The sequence below is a fragment of the Psychrobacter sp. JCM 18901 genome, from assembly GCF_000586435.1.
GTDB lineage: Bacteria > Pseudomonadota > Gammaproteobacteria > Pseudomonadales > Moraxellaceae > Psychrobacter.
In genome coordinates this window covers 29,812-54,209 of the sequence record NZ_BAWH01000004.1, presented here as the reverse complement: position 1 = coordinate 54,209, position 24,398 = coordinate 29,812, and the positions used below count along the sequence as shown (strand labels likewise).

The 24,398-nt window shown below is 43.8% G+C and carries 16 protein-coding genes and 7 pseudogenes; 12 read left to right on the top strand and 11 right to left on the bottom strand.

All coding sequences use genetic code 11. The annotated features are described in order from the left end of the window. Positions 1-458 precede the first annotated feature (458 nt). Positions 459-953, top strand: coding sequence for a pyridoxamine 5'-phosphate oxidase family protein (locus tag TT11_RS04670; RefSeq protein WP_261869240.1), 495 nt, complete (start codon positions 459-461; stop codon positions 951-953). 100 nt (positions 954-1,053) lie between these two features. Here the strand turns inward: TT11_RS04670 and pgsA are convergent, their stop codons facing one another. The 3 genes and pseudogenes from pgsA to acs all read right to left on the bottom strand — a co-directional run bounded on the left by pgsA (position 1,054) and on the right by acs (position 5,741). After that, complete coding sequence (gene pgsA / locus TT11_RS04665; protein ID WP_057758088.1) at positions 1,054-1,737, bottom strand: CDP-diacylglycerol--glycerol-3-phosphate 3-phosphatidyltransferase; 684 nt, start codon at positions 1,735-1,737, stop codon at positions 1,054-1,056. A 566-nt stretch (positions 1,738-2,303) separates the two neighbouring features. Continuing rightward, positions 2,304-3,497 carry an NAD(P)/FAD-dependent oxidoreductase gene (locus TT11_RS04660; protein WP_261869239.1) on the bottom strand — a complete coding sequence of 398 codons (1,194 nt, stop codon included), beginning with the start codon at positions 3,495-3,497 and terminating at the stop codon, positions 2,304-2,306. Between the two features lie 283 nt (positions 3,498-3,780). After that, a pseudogene (gene acs / locus TT11_RS04655) lies at positions 3,781-5,741 on the bottom strand (acetate--CoA ligase). Between the two features lie 452 nt (positions 5,742-6,193). On the opposite strand from acs, the pseudogene TT11_RS04650 reads away from it, so the two are divergent. Further along, a pseudogene (locus TT11_RS04650) lies at positions 6,194-7,478 on the top strand (NAD(P)/FAD-dependent oxidoreductase). Between the two features lie 206 nt (positions 7,479-7,684). Continuing rightward, positions 7,685-8,608, top strand: coding sequence for a pirin family protein (locus tag TT11_RS04645; RefSeq protein WP_370587786.1), 924 nt, complete (start codon positions 7,685-7,687; stop codon positions 8,606-8,608). Positions 8,609-8,712: 104 nt separating this feature from the next. Here TT11_RS04645 and nemA read toward each other — a convergent pair whose 3' ends face one another. The 3 genes and pseudogenes from nemA to TT11_RS04630 all read right to left on the bottom strand — a co-directional run. Beyond that, the gene (gene nemA / locus TT11_RS04640; protein WP_305079959.1) at positions 8,713-9,753 is read right to left on the bottom strand and encodes an N-ethylmaleimide reductase; all 1,041 of its coding nucleotides are present in this window, start codon (positions 9,751-9,753) and stop codon (positions 8,713-8,715) included. A gap of 305 nt (positions 9,754-10,058) precedes the next feature. Beyond that, positions 10,059-10,673 (bottom strand): DMT family transporter, encoded by a 615-nt coding sequence (locus tag TT11_RS04635; protein WP_261869238.1) that lies wholly within the window; start codon positions 10,671-10,673, stop codon positions 10,059-10,061. Between the two features lie 10 nt (positions 10,674-10,683). Then, positions 10,684-10,851, bottom strand: a pseudogene (locus tag TT11_RS04630) (EamA/RhaT family transporter); the annotation flags it as partial. 741 nt (positions 10,852-11,592) lie between these two features. On the opposite strand from TT11_RS04630, the gene TT11_RS04625 reads away from it, so the two are divergent. The 7 genes from TT11_RS04625 (at position 11,593) to TT11_RS04595 (ending at position 14,795) form a co-directional block, all read left to right on the top strand. Continuing rightward, on the top strand, positions 11,593-12,006 hold the full coding sequence (locus TT11_RS04625; protein ID WP_261869235.1) for a hypothetical protein: 414 nt from the start codon (positions 11,593-11,595) through the stop codon (positions 12,004-12,006). 280 nt (positions 12,007-12,286) lie between these two features. Continuing rightward, a complete protein-coding gene (locus TT11_RS04620; protein WP_261869233.1) occupies positions 12,287-12,565 on the top strand; it encodes a hypothetical protein in 279 nt (92 codons plus the stop codon). Further along, a complete protein-coding gene (locus TT11_RS04615; RefSeq protein ID WP_261869232.1) occupies positions 12,522-13,064 on the top strand; it encodes a hypothetical protein in 543 nt (180 codons plus the stop codon). The genes TT11_RS04620 and TT11_RS04615 overlap by 44 nt, the downstream gene beginning before the upstream one ends. After that, positions 13,061-13,291, top strand: a complete 231-nt coding sequence (locus tag TT11_RS04610) for a lipoate protein ligase C-terminal domain-containing protein (protein ID WP_261869231.1) — start codon at positions 13,061-13,063, stop codon at positions 13,289-13,291. Before TT11_RS04615 ends, TT11_RS04610 begins: the two co-directional genes overlap by 4 nt. A gap of 308 nt (positions 13,292-13,599) precedes the next feature. Next, complete coding sequence (locus tag TT11_RS04605; RefSeq protein ID WP_370587785.1) at positions 13,600-13,917, top strand: VOC family protein; 318 nt, start codon at positions 13,600-13,602, stop codon at positions 13,915-13,917. 111 nt (positions 13,918-14,028) lie between these two features. Further along, positions 14,029-14,319 carry a lysozyme inhibitor LprI family protein gene (locus TT11_RS04600; RefSeq protein WP_261869229.1) on the top strand — a complete coding sequence of 97 codons (291 nt, stop codon included), beginning with the start codon at positions 14,029-14,031 and terminating at the stop codon, positions 14,317-14,319. A 44-nt stretch (positions 14,320-14,363) separates the two neighbouring features. Further along, positions 14,364-14,795, top strand: a complete 432-nt coding sequence (locus TT11_RS04595) for a hypothetical protein (RefSeq protein WP_261869227.1) — start codon at positions 14,364-14,366, stop codon at positions 14,793-14,795. Between the two features lie 145 nt (positions 14,796-14,940). Here TT11_RS04595 and TT11_RS04590 read toward each other — a convergent pair. Beyond that, positions 14,941-17,078, bottom strand: a pseudogene (locus TT11_RS04590) (FAD-dependent oxidoreductase). Positions 17,079-17,481: 403 nt separating this feature from the next. On the opposite strand from TT11_RS04590, the gene TT11_RS04585 reads away from it, so the two are divergent. Then, the gene (locus TT11_RS04585; RefSeq protein WP_261869226.1) at positions 17,482-19,146 is read left to right on the top strand and encodes an AMP-binding protein; all 1,665 of its coding nucleotides are present in this window, start codon (positions 17,482-17,484) and stop codon (positions 19,144-19,146) included. A gap of 218 nt (positions 19,147-19,364) precedes the next feature. Here TT11_RS04585 and TT11_RS04580 read toward each other — a convergent pair. From TT11_RS04580 to hemA, 4 genes and pseudogenes are all read right to left on the bottom strand, one after another. Next, a pseudogene (locus tag TT11_RS04580) lies at positions 19,365-19,785 on the bottom strand (DUF6691 family protein). Between the two features lie 97 nt (positions 19,786-19,882). Beyond that, a pseudogene (locus tag TT11_RS04575) lies at positions 19,883-20,321 on the bottom strand (YeeE/YedE family protein). 235 nt (positions 20,322-20,556) lie between these two features. Next, positions 20,557-21,694: pseudogene (locus tag TT11_RS04570) on the bottom strand (aminotransferase class V-fold PLP-dependent enzyme). 372 nt (positions 21,695-22,066) lie between these two features. Continuing rightward, positions 22,067-23,464, bottom strand: a complete 1,398-nt coding sequence (gene hemA / locus TT11_RS04565) for a glutamyl-tRNA reductase (RefSeq protein WP_261869224.1) — start codon at positions 23,462-23,464, stop codon at positions 22,067-22,069. Positions 23,465-24,151: 687 nt separating this feature from the next. Between hemA and TT11_RS04560 the strand changes: the two genes are divergently transcribed. Further along, positions 24,152-24,364: a hypothetical protein gene (locus TT11_RS04560; protein WP_261869223.1), complete on the top strand. Its 213-nt coding sequence runs from the start codon at positions 24,152-24,154 to the stop codon at positions 24,362-24,364. Positions 24,365-24,398: the final 34 nt, after the last annotated feature.

The window sequence follows — 24,398 nt, the reverse complement described above, 5'->3', positions numbered from 1 at the left end:
CATCTCTGCCATGCTAAGTAAATGGTCTGGGTATTATAACAAGAAGACCTGTAATAAGCAGGTCTAAACCAAGATAAATTGCCGATAAGTTGCGTTCTATCCCGACTTACTATTTGCGAATCGATAATTCAAAAAAAGTAGGTTTTTAATTTGTTTTTGAATTATCCATCGAAAAATAGAACGCTCAAATCTACGCTGTCACAATTTTTACCTAACCTTCATATTCCTTACAAACTCTCACATCGCATTACTGGGAACCTATATAAATGTAGGGTGACAACTCGGTATTCTAGTCTCAGTTGTTAAGGCGACGATGACGTTTAACTTTTATATTTATTTGATTGTTGAATCAATCTAGCCTAAAGAAAAATTACTATAAATAATCAACTGTTCAACTCGGCTAATTAAAACAACGCTATATAAGCCCAATTAAAATACTATAAAAAAGGAAATTTATTATGAGTAGACAAGACCATATCGATAAAGTACAAGAACTGGTAAAAGAAGTGAAATTTACCATGATGACCACTCGTACTCACGAAGGCCATTTACATGCCTGCCCAATGACTACTAGCGAGACGAGCATTGGCGCAAAAGAGATTTGGTTTATTGGTGATAAAACCACTGAGACCATCAAAGATATTGAAAAAGACCCACAAGTAAACTTGGCCTATGTCAGTCAAGATTCAAAAGATTATGTCTCAATTAACGGTAAAGCAGAATTGGTCGAAGACCAAGAGAAGTTAGATGAGCTATGGTCGCCAATTTACAATGCGTTTTATGAGCAAGGTAAAGAAGATCCAAATGTACAGTTAATCAAAGTCGTCCCACATGGTGCAGAATACTGGCTAAGCGGTAGCTCAGTAGTCAATATGTTTAAGATGACCACTGCTGCAGTAATGGACGGTAAGAAAGCGACCAACTTAGGCGAAAACAACTCAGTGACACTATAAGTTGTCTGATTTATAAGCAGTAAAAACAAAAACGCCAGTGGCTAATGCGACTGCGTTTTTATTGTCTAAGTTTTGAGCTAACTATTTTCGTTTTATGGAATTATCCGCTTTGCTTTAAATAAGGCCAAGCAGCTTTTAGATAAATCATCATCGACCATAAGGTAAGTATCACAGCGGCGACCATTAATACATAACCGATGGTTTCAAGCGACTGCCAATTAAGCAGTAGTACGGTAATTGCTACCATCTGGAACGTGGTTTTTAGTTTGCCCACATAAGATACCGCGACGCTAGTACTCTTACCCAGCTCTGCCATCCACTCACGTAACGCTGATACTGCGATTTCACGCGAAATAATGACGATAGCCGCTATCGCCATAATGATATTGGGATGCCACTGTACAAGGACAATGAGCGCTACAGCCACCATTAACTTATCAGCAACAGGGTCCAAAAATCGACCAAAGGCTGACATAACATTTAGTTTACGAGCAAAATACCCATCGAGCCAATCGGTAATCGCGGCAATAATAAAGACGCCGGTCAATAACAAATGGCGCAACAAACTATCGCTAAACTCGCTCATCCCAACCCGCGCAATGACATTGTCTGAAATCGCAGGCATACCAATACCCATGGCTGGCGGCCAATAAGCAATAGCGACAAATAGCGGAATCATCAAGATACGCGCAATCGTAAGGTTGTTAGGCAAGTTAAAAATACTCTTGGTATTTTGCGAACTTGGCGGTTCTTCCTGCGTATGCAAATGCGTGCTGTCAGTCATGGCAAACCCAGTTTAATATGAACATAATAATGGCAGATAGCTTAGCATTTTTCGGACAAGGCGTCATGCCATCTCTGCAGCGATTGAGTTATCAAAGATATCAAGGTTGACTAGACGCCCTATTATCGACATAAGCTATTGAAATTATTAGCAGCCTTTATCAATGATTGCATCATAAAGCTCCGCTACTTACTCTAAATATCAGTGCTTCATACCAGTCTTTGCGTCTTTTGGATTTTTACAACGTAATATACTGTAACCAAAACTGCCAGACAGCACTCAATTGCGCTATCATAGCGACTGTACCAGAACACTTGTACACTTAAATCAGTAGATGTAAATAGCTAAGTAAATATCTCCACCTATTGTATTGATAATTATTACCCTTATAAATAACAGTAGAGAGCACCAATAATTACAACAACTCTTGACCACGGCCTTTGTAGCTAATACATGCCCCGTTTTCCTCAGCCCACAGTACCTCCTCTGTGGGCCTTTTTTTACTTACGTTTTGCTAAACCCAGATATCGTAAAACGATGCAAAATAATGAGCATGGATATCACGCTTACTGCGTTTGCATGATTGCCTTAACGGTTTGCTGCGCTATTCGATAGCAGCTCTCAATATTACCTTTTGCACACCAGTCACCACTGACGATCCATTGCTTGGTTGCATCGATTAATATGCCTAGCTCTTCAGCATCCTTATTTACAATAGTAGCTGCATAGCGCCAACGATGACAATCTGTTTGGCTAGGTGCGCTGTCTTCATTCCAATTTAATGCTTGTTTTGCCGCCTGTAATAATTGTTCTTCGACTGACTCCATATCGTCATCGACGTGAGCTTCTGACCAGTCATTACGTGCATGAATGGTGATACTTGGTAGTAGCTCACCATGGGCAGGTTTTTGATGCTCAATAAATATTCTATCGAGAATAGCGCTATTTAAATAAGCGACATCCCATTGCGGTGTTAGCTGGCCATTTAATGTTTCAGGTAGTTTTTGCACATCATCCCAGCCAAGCATCAGCGTATAGCAGGCTTGCATTTGTGGTTTAGTAATTTTGTCTTGCTGACTAAACTTACTATTTGCCATCAACTCTACCGCCTGACCATTTGGCGCTGTGCAAATAACCCAATCAAACCAGCCCAGACTGGCTCCAGTTTCGTCAAATAGCTCAGTTTGCTTGCTGTTTTGATTAAAAATTTGGATCTGAGACCGCTGCTGATTTTGAGACTGCAAATACTGAGTGAGCGGTGCGACACGGGTCTTAAATATTATGGTCGTATGCTTGAGCGCGGCGGCCAATTCACGGCCCCAACTGGTCATTTTCGGTGTACTGATGTAGCGTGCATGCACCGCGTCCCATTGTTCTTTGCTTTGGATATTAGGCGGTTGCCCATTGTCACTTGCAGGAGTTAACTCAATCACTTCAGCACACCATGGCTGTAGCAACCCTGTATCTAACCAAGGCGCGATAAATTGTTGAAAGACAGCAGTTTTCGCAGTAAAAAACTGTGCACCGAACGACCATTGCCAGTTTTTATCAGTTTTACTATCGCTGCGATAACGGGTCGCTAAACGGCCTACACTGCGTGATTTTTCAAAGATAGTGATTTGCGGGGTGTTAGATGACGAGCTTGATTGGTTTGACGCGCGCTCTAATAGTGTTGCTGTGAGCAATCCCGTTAGGCCACCACCGATGATGGCGATTTTTGGGGCAGATAGAGCAATTGAGCACGAAGCATGATCAGTCATGATGACAGTGGACCTTATAAAGTATTTATGAGTCGCTACTATATTAATTAGTTAGCCTAGTAAGTACCGAGTGGCTCGTCAATTAATTCTCAATTAAAATGGTAACGATGTTGTCTTGTTAGCATTATTGAACCTTCAAAATGCGCCAATATCAATATCGTCTACGTAAAAAAAAGCCATGCTATTCTCGATAACATGGCTTTTATTTAACTTCGATATATGAATATTAATGGCTAGTATTGAGTCACTATCCTTAACACTACAGGTTCGTTAGCAGGCTGACTTACTCTCCACGACCCGCTTTGACTTCTTCAACCAAGTCATTAATCACTGAGCTATCAGCAAGTGTAGATAGGTCGCCCAGTCCTACATATTGCCCTGCTGCAAGGTTACGCAAGATACGGCGCATGATTTTTCCTGAGCGCGTTTTTGGTAGTGCATCGACCATATAGATGGCATCTAAAGTCGCAATTGGTCCAATCTCAGCACGCACATGGCGTTTTAATTCTGCTTTTAGATCGTCGGTCTTTTCTTCACCTGACTTTAGAATGATAAATGCACAGATGCCTGTACCGCGTATCTCATGCGGCATACCGACAATCGCAGCTTCAGCAGTTGCAGGGTGCGCAACCACGGCGCTCTCGATCTCTGCTGTGCCCAAGCGATGCCCTGCCACGTTGAGTACATCGTCGACACGACCAGTAATCCAGTAATGCCCATCTTCATCACGTTGAGCGCCATCACCCGTGAAATAATGACCCGGATAATCGCTAAAGTAGGTCTTTAAGAAACGTGGATGGTCATTGTAGATAGTACGCATCTGCCTGGCCAGCCGCTACTGATCACCAAATTGCCTTCTGCAGGGCCTTCTAAAATCGCACCATCACTATCGACGACTTCTGGTTTGACGCCATATAGTGGTGTCATTGCCGCGCCCGGTTTGAGATCGACCGTGCCTGGTATTGGTGCCATTAAGATGCCACCAGTCTCGGTCTGCCACCATGTATCGACGATAGGACATTTACCATCACCGACGACATTGTAGTACCAGTCCCACGCTTCTGGGTTGATCGGCTCACCGACCGAACCTAGCAGACGCAAACTAGAACGATCCGACTCTCGAACGAAAGCGTCGCCCTCTTTCATCATCGCGCGAATAGCTGTCGGTGCAGTGTATAGGATGGTCACGTCATGCTTATCAATGATATGACCGATACGTGCCCATGTTGGATGCTCTGGTACACCTTCAAACATTACCGTTGTCGTGCCATTGGCCAATGGTGCATAGGTTGAGTACGTGTGGCCAGTAATCCAGCCCACATCTGCCGTACACCAGTAGACGTCATCTTCTTTGATATCAAAAACATCACGGAACGTTGAGATAGCATAGGTGATATAGCCGCCTGTAGTATGCACTACACCTTTTGGCTTACCAGTCGAGCCAGAAGTATATAATAAAAATAGTGGGTCTTCGGCATTCATAACTTCAGGCTCGCAGATCTCTGATTGACCATCGACCAAATTGTGATACCACACATCACGGCGCCCACTCATCGGTATAGAGTTACCCGTACGATGAACGACAATGACTTTTTCGACACTCTCAGTGCCATCCATGTCGAGTGCGTGATCGACATTGGCTTTGAGCGGTGTGTGCTTGCCGCCGCGTAAACCTTCGTCAGCGGTAATAACAACTTTTGAGCGACTGTCTATCAAGCGATTACCCAAACTCTCGGCAGAAAAACCACCAAACACCACTGAATGTACCGCACCGATACGCGCACATGCCAGCATCGCTACCATGGCTTCCGGTATCATCGGCATATATAGCGTTACGCGGTCACCTTTTACAACGCCAAGCTTGCGCAATGAATTACCTAAGCGGCAGACAGCTTCATGCAACTCTTTAAAAGAGATGATTTTGTGCAACGAAGGGTGATCGCCTTCCCAGATGATAGCAGGCTTGTATGGGTTTTCTTCGAGGTGACGATCGAGACAGTTGACTGAAATATTCAGCTCACCATCCTCAAACCATTTAATGCTAAAATCATCTAAGTCATAATTGACGTTACTGACCTTAGTCGGTTTTTTTATCCAGTCGATTAGCTCAGCACGCTTCGCCCAAAAAGCATCAATTGCTTCGGCTGATTCGATAGATTGCTGGTAGTCTGTAAGGTACTTATCAGGTGTGGTATTGGCAGCAGCCATAAACTCGGCTGAGATAGGAAATGATTTCTGAGTCATAGTGTTGGGTCCCTTTTAATTATTATGACCTACACGGATAAACGTCTATGACGCGCCCCATGTAAGCAATAAGAGTCATCTTCCATAATGTGTGACGCTCATCGTTAGTTTGACAAATAAGCGTGACCGTTGCAAGACATCAAAAGCCAAACATAACAATTTCACTGTACATCTGTATGTTTAGATAATTATATTAGTACTTATACTGGTACGTATAATGCTATTTATAGGGGCAGCTATCATAACGATAGTACTAAAATGACAGCTGGTTGTGATCACACGGTAACAGCGTATGGCTTAGGGCATTTAATCCTTGTAACCTTTAGTGAAATATGGACAATAGCTACACTAAACATACTGCTTCATTTAACAAAATGTCAGCCGCGTTTTTAATAAAAACAATGCTTGGCCTGGTTATACTTTTTTTCACCCCATCGTTTTACGAGACCGCAATGACTAATCAACGCAATGCACAAAACCATACTCACTATGATGTCGTTATTATTGGTGCTGGCGCTTCAGGGTTGTACTGTGCACTGACTGCCGGACGGCGCGGTCGCCGCGTATTGGTTTTGGATCATGCCAATAAAGCTGGTAAAAAGATTTTGATGTCAGGTGGTGGTCGCTGCAACTTCACCAATTACTTTGTAGAGCCTGAGCACTTTATTGGTGCCAATCCCCACTTCTGCAAATCAGCGCTAAGTCGTTACCCAAGTTGGGAGTTTATCGGCATGGTAGAGTCGCATAAGATTGCCTACCATGAACGCGAACACGGTCAGCTGTTCTGTGACGACTCGGCACAAGATATCTTGTCTATGCTCCTAGATGAATGCACGGCTGTAGGCGTACAAGTAAAGCTTAATGCTCAGATTGATCACGTTAAAACTGCTGCTCATGATAACGGTGAGCGCTTTTATCTAACGACGAGTAAAAAGCTTGGTAAAAAAAGACATTGCGAACGGCACTCAATCTTCGCAAACAGGCTATAGCTGTGAGTCTTTAGTCATCGCCACTGGTGGACTATCTATCCCGACCATGGGAGCAAGTGGTATCGGCTATGAGTTGGCGCAGCAGTTCGGGCATACTCTTGTGCCAACTGACGCTAGCCTTGTACCCTTTACCTTCACTGACAAAACAGGCGAGCTTATCCGTGCTTTGGCTGGTATCAGTTTGCCAGTTATTGCCAGTAACGAGCGTATCTCTTTTAAATTGCCCGTCCTATTTACCCATCGTGGTCTCTCTGGCCCTGCCATGCTACAGCTCTCCAACTATTGGCAGACTGGGGAAACCATCAGTATCAATTTGTTGCCTGAAATAGACGTCACTGAGCTTTTACTTGCTCGCAAAAAGTCACATCCACGCCAGCTTATTCGTACCGTATTGGCAGAAAACACAGATAATGCATTACCCAAGAAGCTATTAGCAGCACTACAGACGCATCTGTGGGAAGACATCAAAGATACGGAGCTTGCTAATATTAAAGACGAACGTCTCACAGAGCTTGGTATTACCCTTAATGGTTGGCAGCTCAAACCTTCTGGCACGGAAGGCTACCGTACCGCTGAGGTCACACGCGGCGGCGTCAAAACTGATGAGGTTTCTTCAAAAACGATGCAAAGCAATTTACAAGACGGCTTATACTTTATCGGTGAAGTGCTTGATGTGACCGGCTGGCTTGGTGGTTATAATTTTCAGTGGGCATGGGCAAGTGGTTTTGTGAGTGGTGAGATCGTCTAATCATGGACACTTATAAGTTTTTAACGTTTGCTTAATCGCTGCCGACAGCACTAGGAATGAAATAGTAATAAAAACTCATACAATCTACTCTTATATTCATAGTAGTATTACTTAATAATAGCTTTTCTATTGATAGTAATTCTAATTAGACTAATGAGGTGACCCATGCGTTCAATTAAACACATTCACGGTGAAAAAGAGTCGCACTGGTAGGTGACGGCTTTTTTGTAAAAACTCTGATCAGTCATCTAGATGATAATCCAGACCTTAATTATAGCCATACTGATCCTTTCTTATTATTAGACTATGCCAAGCCAACAACGTTTTCACCCAACCCCGCTTATAAAATGCAGCCACATGGCGTTGGTCAACACCCACATAAAGGTTTTGAAACTGTCACCATTGCTTATGCAGGTGAGATTAGTCATGTAGATTCGACAGGTGGGCGCGGTGATATTTTAGAAGGTGATGTACAGTGGATGACTGCTGGTCGCGGTATTCTGCACGAAGAGTTCCACTCTGAAGCCTTTGGGCAACGTGGTGGTATATTTAGTATGGTGCAGTTATGGGTCAACTTGCCAAGCGCCCATAAACTGACCGACCCAAAATACCAATCTATCAAACGTGCTGATATGCCTATCGTTGACCTGATAGACAATAGCGATGAGCAAACTGTCATCGGCCAAGCTGCCATTATTGCCGGTGACTGGCATGGGATAGCGGGAGCAGCAACGACCTTTACGCCAGTCAATATGTGGGATATTGAGCTACATACAGCAGGTACAACCACGCTACAAGTACCGAAAACGCACAATACCCTACTCCTGGTACAAGAAGGTCAAATATTGGTCAACGGTACAGCCGTCAGCGCAGGCAGCCTAATTGAATTTTCAGCGCCTATTCGAAATCATGTAGGCACTCAATCTGAACATTCATCATTACCTGCTACTGATACTATCGAATTGACCTACCCTGCAACTACCGATGAAGACACACCTATCAAATTGCTACTGCTAAGCGGCGAGCCAATCGGTGAACCTATCGTAGGTCACGGCCTCTTTGTGATGAATACCCAAGATGAGCTACGACAAACGTTCCGTGATTATCAAACAGGCAATTTTGGATATTAATCAAAATAAATGCGTAAAAAAAGCCCTCTAACTATCGATAGTCAAAGGGCTTTTTATAACGCGTTTGTCTGCCTATTCAGTGATACTGACGGATGGATAATTGCTTACACTTCATTCATAAACGGATAATCAGTGTAGCCAACCGTGCTGCCACCATAGAAGCTCTCTGGATGCTGCTCGTTGAGCGGTGCGCCCTCTTGAATACGTTCAGCGAGATCAGGGTTGGCAATATAATCACGACCGAATGCTACCGCATCGATATAGCCTGCTTTGATGTTCTTCTCAGCTTTGTCCGCATCATAGCCACCCGCCGCGATGATGGTCTGATCGAACGCATCACGGACACGCTGACGGAACTCATCGCTATACGGCGTACCACCTGCCCAATCTGGCTCTGACAGATGCAAATACATTAGACCACGCTTATTGATTTGTTCAATCAGCCAAATGTTATCGTCTTCTTCGTAGCCTCCCTCAACATTGTTGAATGTGCCCAGTGGTGAAATACGAATACCCACGTGATCTGCATCCCAAGCATCCACACATGCATCGATAACATCAAGCGTCAAGCGCGCACGGTTTTCGCGGCTACCGCCGTATTCATCATCACGTTGATTGGTATGCTCGGCCCAAAACTGATGCAGCAAATAACCATGCGCGCCATGAATCTCAATACCATCAAACCCCGCTTCCTGCGCGCACTTGGTTGCATGCGCAAAGTCAGTAACCACTTGCTGAATCTCATCAAGACTGGCTGGGCGCGGCGGCGTGGCATCCGCGCGAATGGCTTGGTTGTCACTATCACGCAATGAGGTACGGATACCTACATCGACATCTGAGGCTGAAATTGGCGCACGGCGTTCAGGTTGTACGCTTTCATGTGAGACAAGTCCTGTGTGCCATAGCTGGACGACGATCTTGCCACCTTTGGCATGGACATTGTCAACGATGGCTTTCCATGCAGTGACTTGATCTTGAGTATGTAGCCCTGGTGCGCCTGCATAGCCTTTTGCTTGAAACGATACTTGCGTCGCTTCAGTGATGACAAGGCCCGCCCCTGCACGCTGCGAGTAGTACTCTGCTGCCCATGTGATAGGGACATCGCCTGGCTCAACGGCACGCAGACGTGTCAGTGGGGCCATCATAATGCGGTTTTTTTAGCGTTTGTGTGCCCATTTTTACAGGCTCAAATAAAATATCGTGTGCCATAATCTGTCCTATTGGTTATTGCTGCTATCTATGATCTTTAGTTATAGCAACCATCAATCATACTAATTATTATCGCATGCTGTTTAGAAAAACTTATAATATCATTAGTAAATCTACGTTTAGCGCCTACCTTTATAGGGAACAGATTTCATTATTCCAAGCAATATTTACAAACAGATACAGTAATATTCATCTATACAAATCTTCGTATTTATTTACTACGAAGACTGTTTACTAAGCCTTAAATACTGTTCGTCTGGGTCTTGTCTTTCGGCTTTAGCATTTTCTTAATTGACAGCTCTAGTGACAGATACGTGCCGATCAATATCACAATCGAACCAATGATGGCTTGTATATTTAGCGCCTCGCCAAGCAATAGATAGCCCAAAATAATCGCAAAAATTGGAATGACTAACGTGATACTCGTGGCACGCGTTGGCCCAATATTTTTGATCAACTGATTCATAAAAATAAGGGCAATGGCGGTTGAAAACACACCAATACAGATCACCGAAACCCATGCCTTTATGCTGATATCTTTACCATAAGGGAACTCATTAAAGGCTACAGGCAGCATAATGATACTACCGATAATGAGCGAGCCTGCGGTGATAGCGACTGGCGATACTTCGTACAGATAGTTTTTAGTGATGTTGGCCCCAAGCGCATAACCTACACAGGCTAGTAGCGCGTAGCCCATCGGTAGGAGTCCTTCGATCAATCCTTTGCCTGGCTCGCCGCCACCAAACAAGCTTTCGCTCATCAGTATGATTACCCCAATCACCCCAATGACCAAACCGAGTGCTTGTTTTTTTCGATAGCCTATCTTTAAAGAAGACTCTAGCGATAAAACCACTCATCATCGGTACAGAAGCATTTAGCACGGCTAGCACGCCTGCGTTCACTGATTGCGCGGAAAACGAGAACAACACAAAAGGCAGCGCTGCTGAAAACAAGCCAACGAGCGCTAGCATTTTCCAATGCTCCTTGATGCCTACTCTGTTTTTCTTATTGAGCAATACAAAGACCAACATGACCAATCCGGCGAATATCACACGCAAGCTGCGAATGCCAATGAGCCAAACTCAGGCACGCCAATACGATAAAAAACGAAAGAGAGTGACCACATAAAAGAGAGCGTCACAAAGATGATGAGGTCACGGTTGGTCATTGGGTAATCCTATTAAGCGCTTAGACTGCGTTTACCAACTCGTGTCGGTCATAAGCGTCTGATGCGTTGTAAAAATTATCATGTGATTAAAAACTCATGATGATAACTTTTTAATTGTTTGATGGGTAATTTTTTATAAAATTTATAGTGAGTTTTTATCCACTTATTAATTTTCCTAGCACAGTTTTAAGGTTTTCACCTTTTTGATAATCTGTAAATTTGGACAAATCCTTTTCATTAAGCAGCATACAGTAAGCAGCGCCTATCCTATATTTCCTATACTTTAGCCTATCCCAGCGCCTTTCTATTCACATACTAAAGAACTCCAAAGTCATCCTTAAGTAAACAATCAGTTCAATACCTATAAAAACAGATCCACAGTCATAGTAAACTCTTCTTATAACCCTGTTCTACGTCAGCTACTCTTAATAATACTGTTGTTAAAAGTAGCTCTGATAAATCAATTCAAGTTTTACGTAAATATATTAGTTGATATTTGTTCACTAATTTTCTACTATCTAAAAAGTATTGGTTAGCATTTGGCAATACACAAAATAGATGGCAAACATCATTAGTAGGATTTATAAATTATTGAGGAATGATTATGAAAAGGATAGCGTTATTTATCGGTATGATATCAGTTGCAACGGCAGGTTTTTGCGGGGTTGGTCAGTTCTCAGATGAGACCACTTGCTATGTTTATAAACAAGATAAACTACAAAAAAAGCTAAACTGTCAGTATGAGGGCGCTGAGGGTGCAGCGATGAGTTATAGTTTTAGACAGGTCTCCTATAACCTGCCAGGGTTTGGCAAAATGGCGACCTCTACCAGCGCAAACTATAATGACCGTAATGAAGTGACTGGATGGACGACCACCATCAATGACGAGCCCGCGATCATCAGATATCGTCTGCCGACTAATCAGCGTATCGTCAGTGATGCCTATGCGCAGTCTGGTAAAGCGGTTATGCAATGTTATCTTAGTACAAAATCGCAGTGGGAGATTTGTGCTAAATAGAGCAGAGTACTCTAGCAATTTATAGTGCAATAAAGCTGAGTGTTTTGCTTGGCTTTTATTGCCGCCCGCTAAAAACTGAAGCATCAACCTTAGCCCCATCCTCTATGAAGTTCTCTCACCGTTTTTTCTATATACTCAATGTCTTCACCACTGTCAAAGCCACTGATAAAATCAACCTCCCTGTTAGACAGCCATTGAATTACAACCCTGCATCGGTAAGAATGATGCTACTTATTTATAAAACCTACTTACCAACCCAGTTTATTAACGAGTCAAATACATGAAACTGCGCATCCTAAAGTCTGCTGTGACCAATCCTTGGTTTAATCTTGCCACCGAGGATTGGATATTTAATACGCTTAATCCCGACTCGCATACCCTATTTTTATGGCGTAACTCTGAAACCGTGGTTATTGGACGCTCGCAAAATCCATGGGTAGAGTGCAAAACCGATAAGATGGAAGCAGACGATGTATTTTTAGCGCGGCGTCAGAGCGGCGGCGGCGCAGTATTCCATGACTTGGGCAATACCAATTTTACTTTTTTTATCACCCAGTGATGCTTACGACCAAGAAGCAAACTTCACCGTCATCATTAATGCGCTTAAGAAACTCGGCATAGACGCCACGCTGTCTGGTCGTAACGATATGCAGGTCAGTGACCGCAAAATATCGGGCAGCGCATTTAGACATGCCGCCGATCGCAGCTTTCATCATGGCACATTGCTGGTCAATGCCAACATGCAAAAGCTTGGCGATTATCTGAATCCGCATCCACTAAAGCTCAAAGCAAAAGGCATCAAATCTGTGCGCGCTCGCGTAGCAAACTTGGTAGATTTTAATGAGGCTATCAATCACGAGACATTGTCTGATGCGATTATCGAAGCGTTCTGTGAATATCATGGAGAGAGTGCACAGGTCGAGCAATTAGATGAGGCTAGCCTTGCTAAGCAGCCGACGCTAAACGCTTACTATCAACAGATGGCAGACTGGGATTGCGCTTTGGTAAAACGCCTGAGTTCACCCATCATATCGAGACACGCTTTGATTGGGGCATGATGGATGTGCATATGGATGTGAAGCAGGCAATGATTACAGAGGTTGTCATTTTCTCTGACGCGCTAAATGTTGAACTTATTGATCTGCTTAAAAAGACATTGACTGGCGTTAAATATAATAAGCCTGAGATTAAAAACAAGCTCGATGACCTAGCAATAGCGCAACCTGAATTGGCAACGCAAGTGAGCGATTTTGAAAAATGGTTGGTTGGTGAGATGGAAGGTTAGATTTTGCGACGTCAGATTTAATCTAGCAAGTATCCCAGAGTGTGCCGCTTGCCCTGCTTGGTAAAAAGTTACTGACACAAATGCGCTGTATATAGTTAACGGTATTGACATCGTACATACGCCATTTGAGATTTTGTATATTAACGATGCATAAAAACCACCCTGCCATTACTCCATTTTTTATGAATAATCAATATTAAGGTATTTTCATGAAGTACTTACATGCAATGATTAGAACCAACAAACTAGAAGAAACGTTATTTTTCTATTGTGACCTTATGGCTTACAACTGCTAAGAAAGAAAGACTCTGAATCAGGCAGATTCAGCTTATATTTTTTTAGCAACGCATGAGGGTGCGCCAGAGATTGAGGTGACACACAACTGGGATGAAAGAGAATATACCAATGGCGATAATTTTGGGCACTTTGCCTTTAGAGTCGACAACATATACGCACAGTGCGACACCTTTATACAGGCAGGGATCGAGATATTAAGACCGCCTAGAGATGGCCATATGGCTTTTGTTAAAGACCCTAATAATATCTCAATTGAGCTGCTACAAAATGGCGAAGACTTAGAACCTATTGAGCCTTGGATTTCGATGGAAAATATTGGCAGTTGGTAGGTGAGTGAGGCTGACTAGGCTAATTCGTTTTTTACAGAAAGTGATGATGACACGTATATCACAGTTATAGCTTTCTTAAAATACAATCAAGCTCTAAAAAATGAGGGTAATATGAAAAAGTTATGCATCACTACGATCGGTATTTTAGGCACTTGCCTACTTTCCACTTATGCAAATTCAGCAAGTTTTGATTGCAACAAAGCTGCTAGCTGGGTAGAAAAAACCGTTTGCGAAAGCTCTGAGCTTTCTAAGCTTGATGACACAATGGCGAAGAAATATAAAAGCATTTTAGTGCTGCTCCTGACTATGAAGACAGCAAAGCTTTTAAAGATAGGTTCATTGCTAACCAACGCACATGGCTTACGTTTCAGCGTAATACCTGTAAAAGTGAAGAATGTCTGATACGTGAGTATAAAGAGTATATCGAAGCGCAAAGCAGTTACGGTGTGGCTTGGAATTTTTCAGATGAGTTAAGTCTTTCTGATTTACCGAGTAAAAGTGCCTTTGGTAAGTTTTCTCAAACCTCTCAAATCTCAATATATAATTCAGGTACTCAACGCTGGGAAGATACGGGAGAGGCAAAAAACACGGTATCGATTCATAGTGTCGCTAATAAACCTTATCTTTCTATTATCGAGGGCGTTTTGATTTTTACCAATGCTCATACTTGTGATTTAGGAGAGAGTAAAGCCATATGGTCACAGAATCATTGGGTCATCAACGATGATCAGCCAAATAAAACTGCTGAGCTGCGTTTATACCCAGCAACTTATAAAGGCCAGACTCAATTACTATTAAGAGATATGGATGATCAATATAGAAGACTGCATTGTGGTATGCGAGGGTATTTTGACGGGATTGTATTAGAGCGTGAGTAAGTGAGCAAAAACTCTATATTCTCTCAGAATAAATATAAGTTGGACTGAATATATAGTTTAATAAGTCAAATTTTCATTCTAAATAAAAAAGGACGGCAAGAGATATCCCCTCGCCGTCCATTATTTAACATTCATGCTAAAGAGTTTAGATCTGAGCGGCGACTTCAGCACCATCACGAATCGCACGTTTGGCATCTAGCTCAGCTGCGAGCTTGGCACCGCCAATAAGATGATACTGCGCGTCTGGTGCATCACCAACGTTTGGCATCAGCTCAACGACTGACTCTTGACCCGCACAGACAACGACGCTATCGACACGTAATAACTGGCTTTGACCTTGTGGGTTAGTTACCCAGATACCTTCGTTGGTGATTTTGTCATATTGCACGCCTGCGACTTGGATCACACCGTGAGATTTGATATGTGCACGATGTACCCAGCCTGAGGTTTTGTTCAGACCACTACCCAGACGGCCTTTACTACGCTGCATCAAATACACTTGGCGAATCGGTTTAATCGCTGCTGGTCTGACCAGCCCACCATCACTTTGATAGTCGGTATCGTTGGTCACACCCCACTCTTCGCGCCACTCGCTGATTGATTGCGGCTCAGGGCGATAGCTTGGATCTTTTAGCCCCTCAGGGCCGATTTCATCCAGCGACTTGCCATGATTGGCTGTTAGATACTCACTGACATCAAAGCCAATACCACCAGCACCGATGACCGCTACGGTATTGCCCACTGCTTTTTCGCCAGACAGCAGCTCAGCATAGCTCATGACTTGTGGCAGCTCAGCCCCTTCGAGCTTCCCTTCTAGACTTCTCGGTACGACACCCGTTGCCACGATGACATGATGGAACTTAGCTTTTTCAAGCATGTCCTTATCAACTTTGGTGTTCAGTTTAATCTCAACACCTAGATGCTCAAGCTCATTGATATAGTAGCGAATAGTCTCAAAGAACTCTTCTTTACCAGGGATGACTTTGGCGTAGTTAAACTGTCCGCCTAGCACGTCTTTTGCTTCAAACAGAGTTACGTCATGACCACGTAAGGCTGCCACATGAGCGGCTGACATACCAGCAACACCGCCACCGATGACGGCGACTTTTTTTCGGCTTTTTGGTTTTCTTATAGACCAATTCAGTCTCATAACAGGCTTGCGGATTGACCAAACAAGTCGAGCGTTTGTTTTCGAACGTATGGTCGAGGCAGGCTTGGTTACAAGCAATACAGGTGTTAATGCGATCTGTCTGACCGTTTTTGGCTTTATTGACCCAATGCGCATCAGCCAAGAATGGACGCGCCATTTGAATCATGTCAGCTTGACCAGTCGCAACGATTTCTTCTGCTGTTTCTGGCATGTTGATACGATTGGCTGCCATCATCGGGATACTAATGTGCTTTTTAATTTCCGCGGTGAAATCAACGAAAGCGGCTCGTGGCACGCTAGTCACGATAGTCGGAACACGCGCTTCATGCCAGCCGATACCGGTATTCATGATGGTCACGCCCGCTTCTTCTAGCGCCTTAGCCACGGTGATGACTTCATCCATGACGTTACCGTCTTTGACCAAATCAATCACTGATAAACGGAATAGAATAATAAAGTCTTCGCCAGTCGCCTCGCGTACGGCTTTGACCACGTCGACAACGAACTTCATACGACCATGAATATCACCACCGTAGATGTCTTTACGCTTATTCACATGGCTTGATAAAAACTGGTTGAGCAAATAACCTTCAGAGCCCATGATTTCGACACCATCATAGCCTGCTTGCTTGGCAAGTTTGGCTGAGCGAGCATAGTCTTTTACCGTCTGCTCGATGTTTTTGATACTCATCTTACGCGGTTTAAACGGTGAGATTGGTGACTTGATTGGGCTAGATGATACGGCAAAAGGATGATAGCCATAGCGACCACTGTGCAATATCTGCATGATGATTTTGCTGTCATGCTTATGCACAGCACGAGTAACGCGCTGGTGGTTGATAACGTCAGCTTTGGTATTCATCGTTCCGCCAGCAGGCAACAACCAACCTTCGCGGTTAGGCGAGATACCGCCAGTAATCATCATTGCCACGCCGCCCTTTGCACGTTCTGCAAAATACGCCGCCAACTTGCCATAATTATAAAAACGGTCTTCAAGCCCAGTATGCATTGAGCCCATAACCATACGGTTTTTTTAGCGTAGTAAAGCCCAAATCTAGCGGCTCAAATAAATGCGGATAGTGTTCATTGGTGCTAGCGGTTTGGATCGTATTGGCACTATGGCTGGCAGACATATCATTTTCCTTATGAATAGTTTATGAGGCTACTTCTTAAAAACGGCTTTTTAGAATTAGTGGAGCTAAGAGGTTTAGCATCATCGATATCGTAACACACCGCGATTATTGTCAGCTATGCAGACAAGCGACTGATGAGTGAGCACTATATTAATTGCTATAACGAGCGGGACGGTGTAACAGGCTGCACTGTAGCATATGGTTAAGCAAACACCACAAAACTCAGCCAAATTTTGAGGTAGATTATATACCGTTAGCTTAATGTCACCTAAAAATTAGACTAAGATATAAATCGATAAATATCGACTTATACCTATAGCTTCTATGCTAGATTACTGTACTAAATAATATACTGACGTTAACGTACTGACGCATTATAGAAATACGATAAAGGACTATCATTATGACAGATTTCCATACAGGTCTTGGCAAAAATGCCGCCAACCATCAACCACTTACACCTATTGATTTTATCATTCGCAGCGCGCAAGTTTATCCTGATAAGACTGCCATCATTTATGACGATCTAGAACACAATAACCTCACTCAGACATGGCAACAGACCTATACTCGCTGTCGTCAACTGGCTGATGGTCTGCGCAAACTGGGCGTGGATAAAAACGACACGGTCGCGGTCATGCTACCGAACACCCCAGCGATGATCGAATGCGCCTTTGGCATCCCGATGTCTGGCGGCGTGCTCTGTACGTTGAATACCCGTCTCGATATCAATGCGCTGACCTTTTGTTTGCAGCATTCCGAAGCGAAGGTTCTCATCTTAGACAGCGAGTTTGCTGACTATGCCGATATCATCAATGAGACTTTTCCAGACTTAATCGTCATTCACTCAACGGACAAGGCTGTCGATGTCGAGCGCTTTGGGCACATGAGCTATGAAGCATTAGTAGCCAGTTCAGACAGCCTGAATAACTGGGAGATGCCGAAAGATGAATGGGATGCCATTGCGCTAAATTATACCTCTGGGACGACAGGCAAGCCTAAAGGCGTGGTCTATCATCATCGTGGTGCAACTCTCAATGCTATCTCTAATATTTTAGATTGGGACATGCCCAAGCACCCGATGTATCTGTGGACGCTGCCGCTGTTTCACTGTAACGGCTGGTGCTTTCCGTGGACCATCGCTGAACGTGCTGGGGTCAATGTATGCTTGAGAAAAATTGATGCTGATTTGATATTGCAGCTGATTGCCAAGCATCAAGTTAGCCATTATTGCTCTGCGCCAGTCGTGCACAATATGATTGCTGGCGGCAAACTAGAGTATAAAGACGCTATCACCCATACGGTCAAAGGTTGGGTCGCGGGTGCACCGCCGTCTGAAACCATGCTGGCTGCAATGGAAGCAATGGGTTTTCATATCTCTCATGTCTACGGTCTCACTGAAGTATATGGGCCAGTGACGGTCTGCGCTGAGCAGGAAGAATGGAATGAGCTTGATGTAGCTACCCGTGCCCAAAAGAAATCACGTCAAGGCGTAACGTCACACTTGATGGCAGGGTTTGAAGTATTTAAGCAAGGTACGACTGAACCAGTCGCCGCTGACGGGGAAGAGATGGGCGAGCTGGCGCTACGTGGCAATATGGTGATGAAAGGCTATCTAAAAAGCCGCAAGGCTACCGAAGAGGCATTCGCTGATGGCTGGTTCCGTACAGGCGATTTGGGCGTCAAATATCCTGATGGCTATATCAAAATTATGGATCGACTCAAAGATATCATCATCTCAGGTGGTGAGAACATCTCTAGTATCGAGGTAGAAAACGTCTTGTATAAATTACCTGCGATTGAAAGCTGTGCTGTGGTCGCCGCGCCGCATGACAAATGGGGCGAAGTACCTGTCGCCTTTATCGAAATTCACGCCGGTAGTACTCTGCAACGTGATACGGTGATGGAACATTGTAGTCAGCACCTAGCAGGTTTTAAAGTGCCGAAATATATTGTCTTTGCAGAAATACCGAAGACCAGTACCGGTAAAGTGCAAAAATTTGAGCTACGCCAAGCGGCTAAATCGTTGGCACACGAAACGCCAAAAGTCACCGCTAGTGCGAAATAGAACGGTGATTTATTAAGTCATATCATCAATCAACACCCATTAAAAAGGTCAATCACGTATAAGTGACTGACCTTTTTTCGAGTGCTAGCCTATAGTCAAAGAAGTCTAAAGCGGGTACAAGGCAGCCGACTGCAGATTGTACAAATAGTACGTCTAGGGAGGATAACGCCGTAGCCGCTTAGTAGTTCTCTGACTATATTTATAGAGAACTAATTATGTTAACCAAGCTTAGGCTCAAGCCATTGATAAACCAGCATTCCTATAATCATGGCAGGAATAAACACATAGGCTTGCCATTGACCAGTACCGAGCAATACAATTCCAGGTCCTGGGCAGATACCAACTAGCCCCCAGCCGATACCGAACAACATCGCACCGATAAGTAATTTTTTTATTAATGACAGTTTTGCTTGGCATATCAATCGGTGTACCAATCCAGCTGCTTTGTTGACGCTTTGCTAATCGTACACCGAAGAAAGCGACAATCAGACCACCGCCCATCACAAGAGCAAGGGAGATATCCCATGCACCAAATACGTCCAAAAACCCTTGTACCTTTACAGGATCGGTCATACCTGACACCAGTAGTCCCAGTCCAAACAGCAGTCCTGCTAGCAATCCGATTATATTTTTTAGCATCGTCGTATCTCGCTATTGTTATCTTTTATTAACCATCGTATGTCGTTTACGCGTTAGCCCGACTATCAGTCTTCATCTGGCAATCTGCATGAGTTCGCTATAGTAGGCCTAGTACGTGACGACCGATATAAACGGTCACAATCCCAAACAGCATAAAGGTGACAGTCGCTGCCAATGACCGTGGAGACAGCCGTGCGTTACCACAGATACCATGCCCACTCGTGCATCCTGAACCTAAACGCGTGCCGAAGCCGACCAATAACCCTGCACCAATCAATAATGGCACGGAAGTACTGATAGCTACCTCAGGTAGCGGTCTTGCCAACTGATATAGCAGTGGTGAGATGACCAGACCCAGTATAAACAGCACCTGCCACATCTCTACACGCTTGGGCTTTAGTAGGCTTGAAAAAAATACCACTGATACCTGCTATACGACCGATACCTAGCAGTAAGATAACCGTCGCTACGCCTAGCATCAGACCCCCAACTAAGGAGATCGACGTAAATGCTTGCCAGTCTATTTGTATGCTCATAACGGACTACCTAATTAAATTTATTAAATACGTACTTGAGTATTAATTTATAAAAATACATTATATTATAAAATATAATAAAAAGGTAAAAAAATACTGAACCTAGCATGACACTAATGGTTCAGTATTTTCTATAACTGTAAAGACTGCCCTGCAAAGGCTTTAAAAAGGGCAATGAAAAAGACTTAATAAGCTATCACATTACTATCTTTATCAGCCATCTTACTTGGTATCTTTACTGACCCAACACTTTATCAAGTGCCGTCTCAAAACGCGCTACTGTGCCATCGATATCAGTCAATTTATCCAAGCCAAATAGACCCAAACGGAAAGTTTTGAAATTATCAGGCTCGCCCACTTTCAATGGTACGCCAGCCGCGATTTGTACCCCGATTTCAGCGAACGCGCTACCTTTATGCATATCATCACGATCGGTATAAGAGACGACAACGCCAGGTGCTTTAAAACCTTCAGCAGCGACGCTCTCAACGCCTTTGGCTTCTAGTACTTCGCGGATACGTTTGCCAAGTGTCCACTGCGCGTCACACAATTTATCAAAACCGATTGCTTTGGCTTCATTCACAGCATCACGGAACTGACGTAAGCTGTCTGTCGGCATAGTCGCATGGTACGCATGACCGCCATTCTCGTAGGCACGCATGATGTTCAACCATTGCTTTAGGTCGATACTAAAGCTATCAGACTCAGTACTGTCCACTTTTTTTGACAGCAGCGTCGCTTAGCATGACCAAGCCAGCGCCCGGCGTACTGCTCCAGCCTTTTTGCGGTGCGCTAATCAGTACATCGATGCCCAATGCTTTCATATCTAGCCATACGCAACCTGAAGCAATACAGTCAATGACTAGCAATCCGCCAACGCTATGCACAGACTCGCTCAACGCTTTGATATAGTCATCTGACAAGATGATGCCTGAAGAGGTTTCGACATGCGGCGCAAATACCACTGCTGGCTTTTCTTCTTTGATTTTGGCTACGGCAACGTCGATATCTACTGGAGCAAACGGCTTTGGCGACTCACTATCGTCAGCACGATTGGCCGTGAGGACTGTAGATGACTTGGCGATTTTGCCTTTTTCTAAGATTTGCGTCCAACGATAGCTGAACCAGCCATTACGAATGATTAGGCAGTCTTCATCATTTGCCAACTGGCGAGCGACTGCTTCCATACCATAGGTACCAGAACCAGGAACGATCACCACGGCGTCCGCGTTATACACAGATTTTAGGTCACTAGATAGGTCATTCATTACTTGCTGAAAGGCTTTTGACATATGGTTCAGCGCACGATCGGTGTAAACCACTGAATACTCTAATAAGCCGTTTGGATCGATATCTTGACGTAATGCAGGCATTGAACACTCCTAGTGTATGGTTAGATAATATGCGACATGGATTAGATAGCACTATAATCAAATGCTATTATTTTTGATGGTGAGGTCTTGCGCTGTCTAGAGATGTATTGTCTTTAAACAAACAAAAAACAAAGAACACTGATGAGGTCTACTAACGTGAAGTTAATATATTTATAGTCATATTACGAGCAAACACCAGCACATATCTTGACCTAAGCCATCCATGAGAGCTTGATATTAGCACTGATACTGAAGGTTGACAACGATACGCTCAGGCAACGATATGACTTGCGCTATTGAGCATTTATTGATAGGTATTGATTGATAGGTATTGATTGATAAGTTTTGATTTATAAAGCCACGATAAAAACATCAATGCCCTCGATGAGCATCTTGTAGTCCTGACACCACGAAGTCTAGCAACTCACTATCGCCTTCGCGGGCAGCTTTACGCATCAGTTTCGATGGTGCATGGGTCAGTGTTTGAGTCAGACGTCGTGACAGCTCAGTGATGATATCTTCTGGACTGACATCGTCTTGTTGCAGCTTAGCAATAGACTCATGCAGCAGCTTATCCACCTGACCTTGAGTACACGCGCGGTACTGCTGAATGTCTTTGCCGACTTGGCGAACCTGAAAGCGGCGATCTATTTCAACCACCAATTGACTCACTAGCAGCTCAGCATCCACTGCGGCTTGGCGACGCTGTTCGATATTACCTGCAATGACATGCTGCAAATCATCGACAGAGTACAGATAAACGTCATCAATACGGCTAATGGTAGAATCAATATCGCGCGGTACGGCCAAATCTATCATAAGCATCGGCTGATAACGGCGACGCTTGAGCGCTTGTATGGTCATTGTCTTATCAATCAACAAATCCATACTACCACTGCAACTGCTAACGATATCAGCTTCCGCCAATACTTGCGGCAATTCTTGTAAGGGTCTAACGTCTACGCGGCGATTAGGGCCACGTAGCTCAGCCGCTAATGCTTCGGCGCGTTCGGGGTTACGGTTACAGATAACGACTCGTCCAACCCCTAGGCCTGCGATATGGGTGGCCACCAAGCGATTCATCTCGCCTGCCGCAACGACCAGTAGAGTACGGCTGGGTAAATCATCAAATATCTGTGTGACTAATTTGGCGGCAGCAAAACTAAGCGATACAGCCTGTGCGCCAACCTGTGTCTCATTACGCACTCGTTTGGCGGCAGCGAATACTTGATCGATGATCCAACCGAGCTGATTACTGAGTACTTTTTGGTCTTGAGCCAGATGCACAGAGTTTTTGATTTGCCCGAGAATCTGCGGCTCACCCAGTATCATAGAATCGAGACCAGCTGCCACTCTTAACCAATGAGTCAATGCATGAGTATCACGATGTACATAGAGATAAGGATCAATATCAACGAGTGATAGTTGCTTGAAGTCAGCCAGCCACGTTTTGATTTTGGTAATGTGCGCACTAATCGCAGCAGACGAGATATTCATGCTACTACTAAAAGTATTATTGGATGATGATTGGCCAGCAGCTTTGATATCCTGCACATCAGATAATTGGCTATTAGCGGGCTGCGACGTTGAAATGTGCGGCACTAGCGCATAGATTTCGGTGCGGTTACAAGTAGAGACGATCACGCTACCATCAGTAAAGGCTTCTATTTGTTTGAGCGCGACATTTACATCGTCACCCACAAGCGCCAAGCGCTCTCGCAGAGCGACTGGTGCAGTTTTGTGATTGACCCCAATGACCACTAATCTCATTATCGATAGACCATAAACATGACGCTCAGTTGCCCCTTACGCTATCTTATTATTTTTAAAAGACAGTTTTTGACGACAGCGCTAAAAAGGAAGACCCTAAAAACCGCCTATTATATCATTATTGCGGGCTTTAATTAACACTCACCCGTCTATGATAACCATATCTCTGTATCTGGTCGCAAATGTAACAAATCAACTACTCATACGATTTATAAAATCAATAGCTGGGTTTTAACTTATGGTCAATAATATAATGTTAAATCATTCGCTTACTCTATCTTAACTTGTTATATTTCTATAATATTCAGTTCGACAGACATATCTATATTTAATCATCTTCAGTATCATTCTTTGGCAACGTACTCGCTACTAGTAGCACATTCATACAGTCAGATCTGCCAATATCTGAGTAACACGGATGCTATTGTTTATCTCATCGGTCTACTCTTATAATGTTTGTCATGGGTACATATTGCCAATATCTAACTTAAAATGATTAAAACAAACTTGCCTTATCTGTGTAGGTAAACCATGGGCGAATACGGCTATCTATGATTTTTTTGGGTCATTACTTCGGTCACCACATCCCTATAGCGAATACTCTAGCTCCGTGCTTTATTGCATGTCGCTATTGAGCGCCTGTGTCAACGGTATAAGCTAGCGTTGTCTCTAGCTGTGTGCCTGTGTTTGGCAGCCCCTGTTCATGCCAGCCATCCCGATATATTGCTAGAAGCAAAAATTCCTAAAGTATCCGTTGCTACCGATAATAAGGCAGCTAACAATAAGGTAACTGCCAATAAGCCAAATGGCAATAAAGTAAATGATAGTAGTGCTGCGATTGATACACCTTATAATGAAGACACGCTTACTATAGAAAACGTAAAAAACATTAATGCTTAGCGCCAGCCAGTTTATGGCAGCCTGAGCTTAGTGA